Annotated in this window: 9 protein-coding genes and 1 CRISPR repeat array; of the genes, 6 read left to right on the top strand and 3 right to left on the bottom strand. The window is 54.3% G+C overall.

Going from position 1 to position 15437, the window contains the following annotated elements; all coding sequences use genetic code 11:
• The first annotated feature begins 8 nt into the window (after positions 1-8).
• The 4 genes from cas7c to cas2 are packed head-to-tail and all read left to right on the top strand — an operon-like array spanning position 9 to position 2849.
• Complete coding sequence (gene cas7c, locus PKO01S_RS09695) at positions 9-872, top strand: type I-C CRISPR-associated protein Cas7/Csd2 (RefSeq protein ID WP_127531139.1); 864 nt, start codon at positions 9-11, stop codon at positions 870-872.
• Positions 862-1521, top strand: a complete 660-nt coding sequence (gene cas4, locus PKO01S_RS09690) for a CRISPR-associated protein Cas4 (protein WP_127531138.1) — start codon at positions 862-864, stop codon at positions 1519-1521. The genes cas7c and cas4 overlap by 11 nt, the downstream gene beginning before the upstream one ends.
• A complete protein-coding gene (cas1c, locus tag PKO01S_RS09685) occupies positions 1518-2549 on the top strand; it encodes a type I-C CRISPR-associated endonuclease Cas1c (protein ID WP_127531137.1) in 1032 nt (343 codons plus the stop codon). Before cas4 ends, cas1c begins: the two co-directional genes overlap by 4 nt.
• 9 nt (positions 2550-2558) lie before the next feature.
• A complete protein-coding gene (gene cas2 / locus PKO01S_RS09680; RefSeq protein WP_127531219.1) occupies positions 2559-2849 on the top strand; it encodes a CRISPR-associated endonuclease Cas2 in 291 nt (96 codons plus the stop codon).
• Between the two features lie 172 nt (positions 2850-3021).
• Positions 3022-8511: a CRISPR direct-repeat array (repeat unit 32 nt; unit sequence GTCGCACCCCATGCGGGTGCGTGGATTGAAAT).
• A gap of 29 nt (positions 8512-8540) precedes the next feature.
• On the opposite strand, the gene PKO01S_RS09675 is transcribed toward cas2, so the two are convergent.
• The gene (locus PKO01S_RS09675; protein ID WP_127531136.1) at positions 8541-9410 is read right to left on the bottom strand and encodes a helix-turn-helix transcriptional regulator; all 870 of its coding nucleotides are present in this window, start codon (positions 9408-9410) and stop codon (positions 8541-8543) included.
• Between the two features lie 237 nt (positions 9411-9647).
• On the opposite strand from PKO01S_RS09675, the gene fabF reads away from it, so the two are divergent.
• Positions 9648-10886 carry a beta-ketoacyl-ACP synthase II gene (gene fabF, locus PKO01S_RS09670; protein WP_127531135.1) on the top strand — a complete coding sequence of 413 codons (1239 nt, stop codon included), beginning with the start codon at positions 9648-9650 and terminating at the stop codon, positions 10884-10886.
• 121 nt (positions 10887-11007) lie between these two features.
• Here fabF and PKO01S_RS09665 read toward each other — a convergent pair whose 3' ends face one another.
• Positions 11008-11505, bottom strand: coding sequence for a hypothetical protein (locus PKO01S_RS09665; protein ID WP_127531134.1), 498 nt, complete (start codon positions 11503-11505; stop codon positions 11008-11010).
• A 1-nt stretch (position 11506) separates the two neighbouring features.
• On the bottom strand, positions 11507-11836 hold the full coding sequence (locus PKO01S_RS09660) for a YtrH family sporulation protein (RefSeq protein ID WP_407669642.1): 330 nt from the start codon (positions 11834-11836) through the stop codon (positions 11507-11509).
• Positions 11837-11996: 160 nt separating this feature from the next.
• On the opposite strand from PKO01S_RS09660, the gene PKO01S_RS09655 reads away from it, so the two are divergent.
• Positions 11997-15437, top strand: a 3441-nt coding sequence (locus PKO01S_RS09655) for a DNA polymerase III subunit alpha (protein WP_127531133.1), incomplete at its 3' end; no start/stop codon positions are given.

Raw genomic sequence — 15437 nt, 5'->3', positions numbered from 1 at the left:
GATCGGGTATGACGATATTAGATCATAAAATTGATTTTGCTGTTGTTCTGTCTGTATCGAAGGCTAATCCGAATGGAGACCCCCTCAATGGCAATCGTCCGCGGCAAAACTACGATGGCTACGGGGAAATTTCGGACGTGGCACTAAAACGCAAGATTCGTAATCGTCTTCAGGACATGGGAGAATCCATCTTCGTTCAATCCAACGATCGCAAATCGGATACATATGGAAGCTTAAGGGAACGTGCGGATGCCAATGCGGAATTGGAAAAAATATTGAAGTCGAAAAATGGCTCCAGCGACGAATTCGCCAGCATCGCATGCCGGGAGTGGATCGATGTGCGCAGCTTCGGCCAAGTATTCGCATTCAAGTCAGATAGTAAAGGTTCAGGCGTATCGGTTGGCGTAAGAGGGCCGGTATCGATACATACGGCGACGAGCCTTGATCCGATCGATATTACGAGCACGCAGATTACGAAGAGTGTCAATTCAGAGCCAGGCGCATCGAGAGGATCGGATACGATGGGCATGAAGCATCGTGTTGATTCAGGTGTATTCGTATTTTATGGAAGCATTAACACGCAATTAGCAGAGAAAACCGGATTCTCGGGTGCAGATGCGGAACTGATTAAACAGGCTCTCGTCTCGTTGTTCGAGAATGATGCATCTTCGGCTCGTCCGGAAGGCAGCATGGAAGTTCACCAAGTCTATTGGTGGGAGCATAGCTCCAAGCTTGGCCAATATTCCTCCGCCAAAGTCCATCGCTCTCTTAAAATTACAAAAAACACGGATGAAGCTAAACAGTACGAAGATTATACCTTTAGCGTTGAGCCGCTTGATGGATTGAAAGTCACGATATTCGATGGTCGTTAATGAAGATGACGATTATTTGATGCTTTCCGGTATTCAGCACTATCAGTTTTGCAAGCGGCAATGGGCACTTATTCATATTGAGCAACAGTGGGCTGACAATGTGAGGACCATTGAAGGCGACTATTTGCATAATAAAGCGGATCAGCCGTTCCTTCGAGAAAAACGCGGAGACAAGCTTATTGTTCGTGCGATGCCTGTGAAGTCTGAAAGTCTGCAAATATCGGGCATATGTGATGTGGTAGAGTTTGTTCGTAGCGAGGATGGCGTTGTTATCAATGGGGCGGATGATAAGTATACTCCGTATCCGGTTGAGTATAAGCGAGGCAAACCTAAGAAGCAGGACGAGGATGTGATGCAACTAACCGCGCAGGCGATTTGCCTAGAGGAAATGCTGCTTTGCAACGTGGATGTCGGGTTTATCTACTATCATGAAATCAGACATCGAATCGAAGTGCAATTGACAGCAGATTTGAAATATAGAGTGAGAACGATATTTGCTGAGATGCTAGACCTGTACAACCGTAGACATACTCCCCGAGTGAAGAGCAGTCCAGCCTGTCGCAGTTGTTCTCTTCAACCGATTTGTTTGCCTGAGCTTATGAACAAGCGGACCGTTCGAAGCTATGTTGAAGGGAAAATAAACGAATGAAGAAATTGCTCAATACGCTATATATTACTCAATCGGACGTCTATTTATCGTTAGACGGAGACAATGTTGTCGTTCTGAAAGACGATGAGCGACTCGGAAGAGTCCCACTTCATAATCTGCAGTCGATTGTTTCGTTCGGTTATACAGGAGCTAGTCCGGCGTTGATGGGATACTGCGCAGAACGCAATATTTCTATCGTCTTCTACACAATCACCGGAAGGTTTCTGGCAAGAGTCATCGGTAAGAGCAATGGAAATGTGGTGCTTCGCAAGAAGCAGTATGCGATTTCTGCAGATGAGATGCAATCAGCGATCATTGCACGGAATTTTATCGTGGGGAAACTATACAATCATAAATGGATAATTGAGAGGATGACGCGCGATTATCCGATGAGAATCGAAGTAGAAAGATTCAAAACCGCTTCACAACAATTAACGGCACTAATGCAAGAGGTACGAAAGTGTGAGGATTTATCTCGATTAAGGGGTCTGGAAGGACAAGCGGCGGCAACGTATAACCGATTGTTGAATGATATGATTTTACAGCAGAAAGACGACTTCTATTATCAGGTCCGGTCTCGACGGCCGCCGCTGGATAATGTAAATGCGTTATTATCGTTTGCATATTCCTTATTAGCGAATGATGTTGCGGCCGCACTTGAAGGTGTAGGCTTGGATGCTTATGTAGGGTTTATGCATCGCGATAGGCCGGGCCGAGCATCGCTTGCTCTTGATGTGATGGAAGAACTTCGTGGCGTGATGGCTGACCGATTTGTATTGTCTTTGATCAATAAGAAGGCTGTGAGCAAGGATGATTTGGTGAAGAAAGAAAATGGTGCTGTTTTGTTGACGGATAGTGCTAGAAAGAAGTTCCTTGCAGCATGGCAAGAAAGGAAACAGGAGCAAATTACGCATCCTTATTTAGGGGAGAAGATATCTTGGGGACTTGTTCCGCATGCACAAGCATTATTGTTAGCACGTTATTTGCGAAATGATCTAGATGAGTATCCTCCTTTCTTATGGAAGTAGGTGAAGAAAGTGCTCGTGTTAGTTACTTATGATGTAAGCACAGTAAGTAGTGAAGGCCAGCGCAGATTACGTCAGGTATCGAAGATTTGCCAAAACTACGGACAGCGTGTGCAAAACTCGGTATTTGAATGCATTGTGGACTCCGCCCAATTCGCCGCATTAAAGTTTAAACTCCTTGATATCATTGACCCGCAACAGGATAGCCTCCGATTTTATCAGCTTGGCAATAAGCACAAGACGAAGGTAGAGCATCACGGTTTGAAATCATCTCTTGATCTTGAAGCACCTTTAATCTTGTAGTGCGAACCGATGGTGCGAATGTACAGCTCACATACTTTCCCAGGGGCATTCGCACCGAAATATCTATCAACAATTTCCATTTAGACTAACGCTATAACGCTTTTCTATGCTGTGAGGTTGTTGTTGTAATAAAAATTTAACGATTTTTGGCCTGTTGTTGCTTAAAATCGCTGTCGCACCCCATGCGGGTGCGTGGATTGAAATTTTTTTCATACGATATGCCTGAAGAACGTTGTCCGTCGCACCCCATGCGGGTGCGTGGATTGAAATTTATAAGCCCACTTTGCTGCAGTAGCCGTCTTCCCGTCGCACCCCATGCGGGTGCGTGGATTGAAATCGTGATTTTATGGATAACACGAACTCATCTGGTCCGTCGCACCCCATGCGGGTGCGTGGATTGAAATGTCCGCTCTGTTGAATTGGGGAAGGTGAGAATATGGTCGCACCCCATGCGGGTGCGTGGATTGAAATTCCTGCAGCGTTCGTAGGTCATTAATCACGTCCGGGTCGCACCCCATGCGGGTGCGTGGATTGAAATTATCGGCTGCCCCTCCAACGGTAGCCAGGCCCGTGTCGCACCCCATGCGGGTGCGTGGATTGAAATTTTAATATATCCATAACGAAACGCGTTAAACGAGTCGCACCCCATGCGGGTGCGTGGATTGAAATGCCCATTCATCACGCTCTTTAATCCGGCCCGTCCGTGTCGCACCCCATGCGGGTGCGTGGATTGAAATCTCATTTTGAACGCCCTATTACGTAAGCTTTGGGTCGCACCCCATGCGGGTGCGTGGATTGAAATTGTTGAACGGTTGATTACGTACGGGTTAAAAATCGTCGCACCCCATGCGGGTGCGTGGATTGAAATTAATGGACTGATCCCACTATGTAAGAAGCTATTGTCGCACCCCATGCGGGTGCGTGGATTGAAATTGGAGGTGCAGACGAATTACTAGAAAGCGAATTGGGTCGCACCCCATGCGGGTGCGTGGATTGAAATGGCACCGCTTGCATGAGACCGAGCATAATCGTCTTGTCGCACCCCATGCGGGTGCGTGGATTGAAATGTCATTGATTGGTTGTTGATCGATCCGAAATCGGTCGCACCCCATGCGGGTGCGTGGATTGAAATAACATTTGAAGAGCTATGTGGAACGCATGATGTAGAGTCGCACCCCATGCGGGTGCGTGGATTGAAATAAAATCGTGCATTGCGTGCCGCCAATCTTGCGTTTGTCGCACCCCATGCGGGTGCGTGGATTGAAATTCTTCATCGGTTATCGTGTATACACGTTGACCAGTTAGTCGCACCCCATGCGGGTGCGTGGATTGAAATTCTAGCTCAATTTGAGCTAATTCGGCGTCAACGGTCGCACCCCATGCGGGTGCGTGGATTGAAATTTTGTCGTAGGCCGTGGAATCGAAGACGACTGGCGTCGCACCCCATGCGGGTGCGTGGATTGAAATGGTTTACGAAGGCCAGCTAATCGGTGTAACGGCAGTCGCACCCCATGCGGGTGCGTGGATTGAAATAGCCATACGAGCTCTCGCCCACAACGCGGACAGATCGTCGCACCCCATGCGGGTGCGTGGATTGAAATTGACCAGGACGAAAATACTGGCCCGACCGAAGAAGTCGCACCCCATGCGGGTGCGTGGATTGAAATAATATCGCCACGGACAAAGACGACTTAGATGCATTGTCGCACCCCATGCGGGTGCGTGGATTGAAATCAAACTACGGTACTGGCTTAATCGCCGGGACTTGTCGCACCCCATGCGGGTGCGTGGATTGAAATAAAAACACAAACGTTGATACCTATAAGAAACTCATGTCGCACCCCATGCGGGTGCGTGGATTGAAATGTGATTACGGCCAGAAGGAACGCGAAACGGTCGTGGTCGCACCCCATGCGGGTGCGTGGATTGAAATGACTCAGCAATTTTGCAGAGTCCGAATACGTGAACCGTCGCACCCCATGCGGGTGCGTGGATTGAAATCCTTGTGCTTGAGAAACACAGAATAGGCGGTGGCGTCGCACCCCATGCGGGTGCGTGGATTGAAATATGTGATGGGGTTTGCTCATGCATGCTCAGGTGGAGTCGCACCCCATGCGGGTGCGTGGATTGAAATTGACTGGCATTGACCGGCACTTGCCGATAGATCGGGGTCGCACCCCATGCGGGTGCGTGGATTGAAATAGATAGTCAATCGCCGTCTTGTACTTGGCTGTGCCGTCGCACCCCATGCGGGTGCGTGGATTGAAATTATCAACGGTTGGATAGGGATCACCCTCGCTGACGTCGCACCCCATGCGGGTGCGTGGATTGAAATCTCTGTCCTAACCTCTGGCCGCCCCACGCCCTTGTCGCACCCCATGCGGGTGCGTGGATTGAAATCGCATCCTTTACCGGGTCGTCTACGATGGAGATGGTCGCACCCCATGCGGGTGCGTGGATTGAAATGCTCAATTTCTCCTTGGAAATGTCCAGTACATGGTCGCACCCCATGCGGGTGCGTGGATTGAAATCACGGGTTAACCACGCCGCCGTTGCCGCCGTTGCCGTCGCACCCCATGCGGGTGCGTGGATTGAAATGATCCACCATCGCTGGCAACTGTGACGGATGCTCTGTCGCACCCCATGCGGGTGCGTGGATTGAAATGTTTATTTTCTGTTCGATCAATCTAACCTCTTTTAGTCGCACCCCATGCGGGTGCGTGGATTGAAATTGGAGGGTGCTTACCACAAGTTGTTTCTGTACCGTCGCACCCCATGCGGGTGCGTGGATTGAAATGCAAACTGTTGGTGATTGCGGACGTCATGAAGCAGTCGCACCCCATGCGGGTGCGTGGATTGAAATGTCTTTAATTAGCCCTTGTAACTTTGCATAAACCCGTCGCACCCCATGCGGGTGCGTGGATTGAAATGGCTTAAGGTCGCTGGTACGGGGCCAGTAACAATAGTCGCACCCCATGCGGGTGCGTGGATTGAAATCTCATACTCTCTATGCAGCGGCCAGATGCCGACGTGTCGCACCCCATGCGGGTGCGTGGATTGAAATGAAACAGAAGAATGTATCTATAAGTTTAAGGGCGTCGCACCCCATGCGGGTGCGTGGATTGAAATCCTTCAAGTGGCGGTCAAGCTTGGGCGACTATTCGTCGCACCCCATGCGGGTGCGTGGATTGAAATTCCCTTCTCTTCTGACTTATCGTTGGTTATCAAATGTCGCACCCCATGCGGGTGCGTGGATTGAAATATGTAGGGCCTTGCGGACAGCGGGCTTAATCTCGGTCGCACCCCATGCGGGTGCGTGGATTGAAATTTACACGACTGCTTACGCCGAAACCGTCGAGGTTAGTCGCACCCCATGCGGGTGCGTGGATTGAAATGTCTTGTGCCTCTGCTTCGTCGTCCGGATCCGCACTGTCGCACCCCATGCGGGTGCGTGGATTGAAATCATTGTCCAGCAGCGCGAACCGGATTGAGAAGCCGTCGCACCCCATGCGGGTGCGTGGATTGAAATAAGACTTGCGGCAAGAAACGGATTCGCTGTTCGCGTCGCACCCCATGCGGGTGCGTGGATTGAAATTTGATGAACAGGCCCCACGTAATGGCCAATATAACGTCGCACCCCATGCGGGTGCGTGGATTGAAATCCTTTTGAAAACGACAATCGAGCCCGCTGACTAGTCGCACCCCATGCGGGTGCGTGGATTGAAATCGCAGATAAACGCTCGAAAGGTTAAAGAGATCAGTGTCGCACCCCATGCGGGTGCGTGGATTGAAATAGCGTACCGGAGGTGAATATTCAGCGGCTTTGATGGGGTCGCACCCCATGCGGGTGCGTGGATTGAAATTGGTTACTGCCGGCCCCTCAGGGAATGTCAGCTTGTCGCACCCCATGCGGGTGCGTGGATTGAAATTTTCTTAAATCGCATTTCCGTCCTAGTCCATTCCGTCGCACCCCATGCGGGTGCGTGGATTGAAATTGTCTCGGACAGCTTTGTCGTCTCGAGCAGCTGCACGTCGCACCCCATGCGGGTGCGTGGATTGAAATCAATCCGTATTGTCTGATCATTAATTGCAACCATGTCGCACCCCATGCGGGTGCGTGGATTGAAATTAACCATGATTAATCGAATTCACGACCAGAAATCGTCGCACCCCATGCGGGTGCGTGGATTGAAATTTTTGATGATGGGAATATCACATCGGTAGATTGGGTCGCACCCCATGCGGGTGCGTGGATTGAAATCTCAGTCCAACCTTTACGAATTCGTTGGTGGAACGTCGCACCCCATGCGGGTGCGTGGATTGAAATACCAGCTCCTGGCGGATCCAAACAGCGTCTATTTCGTCGCACCCCATGCGGGTGCGTGGATTGAAATTGATGTACCCTGATGAGTGCTTCCCCGAACGGAGTCGCACCCCATACGGGTGCGTGGATTGAAATCGCCAGCGCGAGTCTTCCTGGCTGTAGTAAACGAGGTCGCACCCCATGCGGGTGCGTGGATTGAAATGATACAGCACAAAGTCCATCACGTTTTGAGCCTGGTCGCACCCCATGCGGGTGCGTGGATTGAAATTCGATCCGTGGCACCAGTGCGAGTCGGACTGTCCAGTCGCACCCCATGCGGGTGCGTGGATTGAAATTTGGATAACGGTTGTTGGGCGCAAGAAACATGCGAGTCGCACCCCATGCGGGTGCGTGGATTGAAATGACTCGATGGCGGCATTCGCCGCAAAACCATAATGTCGCACCACATGCGGGTGCGTGGATTGAAATGTTAATCTGCCAATCAGTATCGAACGGTTCAAAGTCGTCGCACCCCATGCGGGTGCGTGGATTGAAATAATCAATCTGACCTAATAGCAGCCGTTGAAGAGTACGTCGCACCCCATGCGGGTGCGTGGATTGAAATGCGGAAGCAGTCACTTAAAGTTAGATCACCACACGTCGCACCCTATGCGGGTGCGTGGATTGAAATGTTCTTGCAGCTGGAGCGCAGTGTAGATGTACTGGTCGCACCCCATGCGGGTGCGTGGATTGAAATCATGAGCGAAGGATGCTCGCTTGCGTCTCGCCTGTCGCACCCCATGCGGGTGCGTGGATTGAAATCTCAACCGACACTCCGATCTGCGGTGCAACTACCTGTCGCACCCCATGCGGGTGCGTGGATTGAAATCGCTGACCGTGTTTATGGAAAGACCGGATTTATAGTCGCACCCCATGCGGGTGCGTGGATTGAAATCCGAAAAACATGTTTGTTCCGTCCACCAACTCGAAGTCGCACCCCATGCGGGTGCGTGGATTGGAATACGCGCTAGTACGACTTCGAGTACCTGATCTGTGTCGCACCTCATGCGGGTGCGTGGATTGAAATATGAAGCCAATCCCGGCAAGCGGATACATGGATATGTCGCACCCCATACGGGTGCGTGGATTGAAATGACGGAAGCCTTCGGGGAAGCGTACAAAAGCACGAAGTGACGCACCCCATGTGGGTGCGTGGATTGAAATTCGTACGACCCTAACTCCGATCCGGTCTATCAGGCGTCGCACCCCATGTAGGAGCGTGGATTGAAATTTGATCGGCTTGGCGCCGAGCCCGTTGACGCTAAGAGTCGCACCACGTGTGGGTGCGTGGATTGAAATGGGATAGTACAGGAAGCCCGTTAGCTACGTTAGAGGGTCGCACCCCGTGCAGGCCCCATCAACTTCACCAGCTTCGCCTCTGTCGAGCTCTCCGGTGCTGGCGTGTAAATGCTGCACCGCAGATCGGACCCGCCCTGCAGTTGAAGCGAAGTAAGATGGAACAACATCTTGCCCGCCTTTGCATGCCGGAACTCCAAGACGACTTCAGGCGCCGTGCTTACCTGGCTGTGCTCCCACAGCTCCTGAAAATCGGGATGCAGCTCCGTCATCTCCTTCAGAAACCGATCGTACCAATTGTCTTCGACATATTGACCGTAATACGCGCGGAAGATCGACAGGTAGCCGCTGGCGAATTCCTTCCAGTTGACGGCAAGTCTTCTAAGCTCCTGCCGGGTGAACAGCACCCTGATCATGTTCCGCTCTTCCTCAGGCACTTGCGAGAAGTCCAGAAAGACATGCGAGGCAGCCTCGTTCCATCCGACGATCTGGCAGCGGCGGTCCGAGACGATGGAAGGGCACTGGCGCAGCTCCTGCAAAATTTTGCGAAGGGGCGGACTGATATCGTCTTGTGTGTAAGGATTCTGCTCGACAGCCGAACTGCCCGCTAACGAACTGCTCTCCAGCGCAAGATCGTACAAATAGTTTCGCTCATCATGTGTCAGCCGCAATGCGGAGGCAATTGCATCCAGAACGGCGGGCGACGCCTGTATGTCGCGTCCTTGCTCCAGCCACGTATACCAAGTCGTGCTGACACCTGCAATCGCAGCGACTTCCTCCCGCCGCAGTCCGGGCGTCCGTCTGCGTGTGCCGGCTGGCAGGCCAGCCGATTCCGGCGATATTTTGGAGCGCTGCGTCTTTAGGAAAGTCGACAACGCCGCGAGTCTCGCGCTCTGGTTCATTGGGTCGAAACCTCACTTTCTTCGTTCAAAGCGGTATATGATTTTCCGTTGAATGCTATTTCATAGTACCCATTATACTAGGATAAACAACAACTTGTAATAGGATACAGACTGTGGGAACATGTTTAATACCAGGTACTAAAAATGAAGCGCAGCAGTCCGATGGCCGCCCGGTTCCGAACATGAATCCGTAATAGGCGGCGGACGGCGAAGCGCGCACAAGGAGTGTAGGCCGATATGGAACGTGTCGTCGTAACAGGCATGGGCGTCATTTCGCCTCTTGGCAATAAAGTAGAAGAGATGTGGAGCCGAATGCTGAATGGGGATTCGGGCATTGCGCGCGTGGATGCGCCATATACAGATAAGCTCAAGACGCAAATTGCGGGTGTTGTCGGCTCGTTCGATGCGGAGGGCCGGTTCGGCCGGAAGGAAGCTCGCAAAATGGACCGTTTCGTTCAGTTCGCAGTGGCAGCGGCGGAACAAGCGATCGATGATTCGGGACTGAAGTTGGACGAGATAGACCGTGACCGGGTCGGCGTATACGTCGGGTCGGGCATCGGCGGTCTGAATACTTTGCTCGAGCAGGATGGCATATTGCGTGAGCGCGGGCCGGACAGAGTAAGCCCGATGCTCGTGCCGATGCTGATTGCGAATATGGCGGCTGCCACCATCAGCATCCGGTTCGGCGCTACGGGACCAACTCTGGCTCCCGTGACGGCATGCTCGATCGGCAATACGTCGATCGGCGAAGCGATGAGACTCATCCGGCTCGGCATCGCCGATGTCGTAATCGCAGGCGGCGCAGAAGCGACCATAACCGAGATATCGCTGGCAAGCTTCGGCAATGCGCATGCATTGTCAACGCGCAACGACGATCCGACGCGGGCGAGCCGGCCGTTCGATGCCGACCGCGACGGCTTCGTTATGGCAGAAGGAGCCGGTATCGTCGTTCTGGAATCGTTGGCGCATGCAAGACGTAGAGAAGCTCGGATATACGCCGAGGTGACCGGGTACGGCGCAAGCTCGGATGCTTATCACGTCGTAGCGACGCATCCGGAAGGCGAGGGGGCGCAGAAGGCGATGCGTACGGCGCTGGCCGATGCGGGCATTCAGCCGTCCGAAGTCGACGTCATCAGCGCCCATGCAACGAGCACAGGGGTCGGCGACCGTTCGGAAGGGCAGGCGATCATCCGTCTGTTCGGCGAGCATGCCGCCCGCATTCCGGTTACGGCGAACAAATCGATGCTCGGCCATATGCTTGGCGCAGCTGGCGGCGTTGAGGCGATTGCGCTCATTCAGTCGCTGCGCAGCGGCATCGTGCCGCCGACAGCCAATCTGCAGCAGTTGGATGCGGAGTGCGGATTGACGAACGTTCCAACCAAGCCGCTCGAAGCGCCGCTGCGAACCGGGTTATCCAATTCCTTCGGCTTCGGCGGACACAATGCGGTTATTGTTATTCAGCGGTATGAAGAATAGGTTAATCGCGACAGCTTGCCGTTAATAGAAAAAGAGCCTTTCGGGGCTCTTTCGTATGATTAGGTCAGCCAGAGATTTCTGGTTGGCCTATTTTTCGTGGCATAAGGAGGTAACGTTGTTGTTACGCAGGCGGTCTCTCATATTTCACAGCACGCACCCATACTTGCAGCACATTGTCGGCGACCAGCACCGTGCGTATCGTAATGCGGTAATCGGCTCCGCGTACGCTGACATAGATTTTGTCCTTCAACAGCTTGCTTGCGAATTCGGCATTGTCGTCGATCTGATAGATGCTCGTGCCTATGAATACGGACAAATCCTCCTTCAACCGTTTCTTCAACTCCGCTTCGACGAGTTCATTGAGCGGCTCTTCCTCTTTTAGAATGATCGGTACGATGCTTTTGATGACGGTGTGCTGGTTTTTGTATTTGTTCAACCCTTCGATATCCCGCCCGTACTGCTCCAATTGCTCCTGCAAATCATGGTTTAGTTGTGTCACCCTCTCGAAGCTGCTCATGTAGATGGAGTGATAGACGGCAGCGCCGACGACGCCGCCAAGCATTAGAATCATGCCGTACTTGACATAGCGAGCGAACCGTTCGAATGGTGGCACCCGCATGCTACGCACTGCCTCGGCAGACCGCTTTGATCAGCTCGGTCCCAACGTGCGCGCCGAGGAAGGAGCAGACAATATAGAAGATCTGCACGGCAACGGGCGAGAAATGGCCTTCGAGCAAGTTGCTTTCGATGTATCGCATCGGATCGATCGAACCGCCGACAGCGGCGACGATCGCCCATATTTTCAGCTTGGCGGCCGTCTCGAGCATGGAGATGGACGGAGGCGTCATGACGAGCACGGCGCCAATGCCGGCCAGCATCGAGCCGCCGACGACGACACCGAATGCGATAAGAAAATCGAGGATTGCTTTGGACAGAATGCTGTTCAACATGGGCAAGCTGCCTCCCGTTCGCAGTGGACTTGTCCGCCATGCGGCGCAGCCCCTAGTCGGCCTGTCCGGCCATTGCTACATTGTATGGGCTGTGAGGGCTTGATTATGATAAAATAGTCGTATTGTATCATTCGGTACGGTGGAGGAGGGACGGACGGCGATGAACGTAACGGAACAAGGACGGAACCGGTTCGTGCATTTGCACGTGCACAGCGAATACAGCTTGCTGGACGGCGCGGCCCGCATACGCGAGCTGGCTGAACGGGCGGCGGAGCTTGGGATGGATTCGCTCGCGCTGACCGACCACGGGGTGATGTATGGCGCCATCCCGTTCTATAAGGCATGCCGGGATAACGGCATCCGGCCGATAATCGGCTGCGAGGTTTATATGACCGCGGGATCGCGGTTCGATAAAGGAACGAGAAAAGAGAATCCGATCTATCATCTTATTCTGCTGGCGAAGAACGAGACCGGCTACCGCAATCTGATGAAGCTCGTTACGATCGGACAACTGGAAGGGCTTCACTATAAGCCGCGCATCGATATGGAAGCGCTCGCTGAGCATGCGGAAGGGCTCATCTGCTTAAGCTCGTGCCTCGGCGGCGAAGTGCCGCAGCATCTGCTGCACGGACGCCCGGAAGAAGCGAAAGCGGCGGCGCTGCGGTATAAGGCGATATTCGGCGGCGATTATTATATTGAGCTTCAAGACCACGGCATTTTGGAGCAAAAGAAAGTGATGCCCGGGCTGATCGAGCTCGCTCGAGAGATCGGCGTCAAGCTTGCGGCGACGAACGATGCGCACTATTTGCGTACGGAGGACGCGGCGATGCAGGATGTGCTCATCTGCATCGGCACAGGCAAAACGGTCGACGACGAAGACCGTCTGAAGATGGCGAGCGACCAGCTCTATCTGAAGAGCGGCGACGAGATGGCGGCGCTGTTCCGCCATGTGCCGGAAGCGATAACGAATACGGCAGAGATCGCGGACAAATGCCGGCTCGAGCTGACGCTCGGACGTGCGGCGCTGCCGACGTTCCGGCCGGTCCCTGCCGGCATGACAAGCGCTGCTTATCTGGCTGCGCTGTGCAAGGACGGGCTGGACGCGAGATACGAAGGTACGCCGAGCGAAGAGGCGTTGGAACGGCTGCAATATGAGCTTGCAGTAATTGACCGGATGGGGTACAGCGATTATTTTCTGATCGTGTGGGATTTCATCCGGTTCGCGCATGAACGAGGCATCCGTACCGGTCCGGGACGGGGCTCTTCGGCAGGCAGTCTCGTCGCTTATGTGCTGCGCATTACGGACGTCGACCCGCTCAAGTACAAGCTGCTCTTCGAGCGGTTCCTCAATCCGGAACGGGTATCGATGCCCGATATCGATATCGACTTCAACGACGAGCGGCGCGATGAGGTCATCGCTTACGTCAGCGCGAAGTACGGCGAGGAGCATGTCGCGCAAATTATTACGTTCGGTACCATGGCCGCACGCGCAGCTGTGCGCGACGTAGGCCGTGCGATGAACGTGCCGTTCGGCGAAGTCGACCGGGCGGCGAAGCTGATCCCCAATCAGCTTGGCATTACGCTGGAGGAGGCGCTTCGGACGACCTCCGAGCTGCGCGAAGCCTGCGAGCGACAGCCGCGCACCGATGCGCTGCTGAAGATGGCGATGAAGGTCGAAGGGATGCCCCGCCACGCCTCGACGCACGCCGCGGGAGTCGTGATTTCACAGGAGCCTTTGACGCATTACGTGCCGCTGCAAGCCGGAACCGAGCGTACGGCGCTGACGCAGTATTCGATGGAGAACCTGGAAGCGGTCGGACTGCTCAAGATGGATTTTCTCGGATTGCGCACCTTATCGATCGTCGAGCGGACGCTGCGATGGGTGAAGGAGCTGTATGGCAGAGAAATCGATTTCCGCCATATCCGCGACGACGATCCGCAGACGTACGAGATGCTGGGGCGCGGTGAGACGACAGGCATTTTCCAATTGGAGTCGACCGGCGTAAGACGTGTGCTGAAAGAGATGAAGCCGTCTTCGTTCGAAGATATCGTCTCGGTGCTGGCGCTGTACCGTCCGGGTCCGATGGAGTTTATTCCGAAATATATTCAAGGCAAGCACGGGCTGATCGAGGTCGAATATCCGCATCCGTCGCTGGAACCGATTCTGTCCGATACGTACGGCATTATCGTTTACCAAGAGCAGATCATGCAGATCGCCTCGGCGATGGCGGGATTCTCGCTTGGCGAAGCGGACTTGCTGCGCCGTGCCGTGTCCAAGAAGAAGCGCGAAGTGCTGGATGAGGAACGCGCGCATTTTGTCGCAGGAAGTCTGAAGCAGGGGTATAAGGAAACCGATGCGAACCGGGTATACGATATGATTGTCCGGTTCGCAGATTACGGTTTTCCGCGTGCTCACGCGGCGGCATATGGCGTACTTGCCTTCCAGACCGCTTATTTGAAGGCGCATTACCCGGTGCCGTTCATGGCTTCGATGTTGGCTTCGGTAACCGGCAACCAGCGGAAAACGGCGGAATATGTCGACGAATGCAGGCGCATGGGCATCGACGTTCTGCCGCCGGATGTGAACGAAAGCGGCGTGACGTTTACGCCAGTGAAACGTGTGGCCGAAGAATCGGCGGCGCTCGCAGCAGTGGAGCGTGGTACGAGCGGGTCGGCAGTCGAACAGCCGTATGGGTCTGCACCAGTTGAAGAGGCGCACGAAGAATCGGCTGGCAGCTCTCGTATTGGCGGCGGTGACGGGACGACGCCGCTGGGAGCGGGGCAGCAGGATGGGAATGCAGACGCCAATGTGACGTCGAAGGGCAAGCCGAGCGCTGGCGCGATCCGGTTCGGCTTGGCCTCGGTGAAGAATGTGGGCACGCAGGCGATCGAATCGATCATGAAAGAGCGGGCGGAGCGGCCGTATGACAGCCTTACCGATATGTGCCGCCGCGTCGACCTTCGCGTCGTCAACAAGCGGGTGACGGAGTCCCTCGTCATGGCGGGAGCATCCGATTCGCTGCCGGGCCACCGGGCGCAGCTGCTCGGCGGGCTCGACGAGATTGTCGATGCGGCAGCGAAGTGGCGCAAAGACCGCGAGGAATTGCAGATCGACCTGTTCGGCTTCGAGGAAGTGATTAACTGGGAGGTCGAGCTGCCGGACGTGAAGCCGTTCACGACGGCGCAGAAGCTGGAGCTGGAGCGGGAACTGCTCGGCCTCTATTTGTCCGGTCATCCGATCGATGCGATCGAGGAAGCGCTCGAGCCGCACGGCGTCGACCGGCTCGTCGATCTGGCGGATCAGCCGGACGGCACGATGGCCGTCTTCCCGGTCATGGTCGTGTCCGTGAAGCCGATGATGACGCGCAAAGGGCAGCCGATGGCATTCCTCGAGGTCGAGGACCGCATCCTGCGCGTCGAGGCGGTAGCGTTCCCGGCGATCTGGAAGCGGCACGCGGACAAGCTGGCCAAGGGCGGCCTCGCGCTCGTGCTGGCCGCCGTGCAGCAGCAGGACGACGACTTCAAGCTGCTGCTCGAAGACGTCGTCCTGCTCGGCGGATCTGACCCGAATATCGCGGGTCAGGTCCGCCGGCTCCGCCAG

The organism is Paenibacillus kobensis NBRC 15729, from assembly GCF_004000825.1.
Taxonomy (GTDB): Bacteria; Bacillota; Bacilli; order Paenibacillales; family Paenibacillaceae; genus Paenibacillus_T; species Paenibacillus_T kobensis.
The sequence above is the reverse complement of the archived record's forward strand: the minus strand, read 5'-3'. Positions and strand labels throughout refer to the sequence as shown.

Excerpts from the sequence above, each read along its gene's own strand:
- PKO01S_RS09660 (WP_407669642.1), bottom strand. The coding sequence starts at position 11,836 with ATGTTGAACAGCATTCTGTCCAAAGCAATCCTCGATTTTCTTATCGCA.
- fabF (WP_127531135.1), top strand. The coding sequence starts at position 9,648 with ATGGAACGTGTCGTCGTAACAGGCATGGGCGTCATTTCGCCTCTTGGC.
- cas4 (WP_127531138.1), top strand. The coding sequence starts at position 862 with ATGGTCGTTAATGAAGATGACGATTATTTGATGCTTTCCGGTATTCAG.
- cas7c (WP_127531139.1), top strand. The coding sequence starts at position 9 with ATGACGATATTAGATCATAAAATTGATTTTGCTGTTGTTCTGTCTGTA.
- cas1c (WP_127531137.1), top strand. The coding sequence starts at position 1,518 with ATGAAGAAATTGCTCAATACGCTATATATTACTCAATCGGACGTCTAT.
- PKO01S_RS09675 (WP_127531136.1), bottom strand. The coding sequence starts at position 9,410 with ATGAACCAGAGCGCGAGACTCGCGGCGTTGTCGACTTTCCTAAAGACG.
- PKO01S_RS09665 (WP_127531134.1), bottom strand. The coding sequence starts at position 11,505 with ATGCGGGTGCCACCATTCGAACGGTTCGCTCGCTATGTCAAGTACGGC.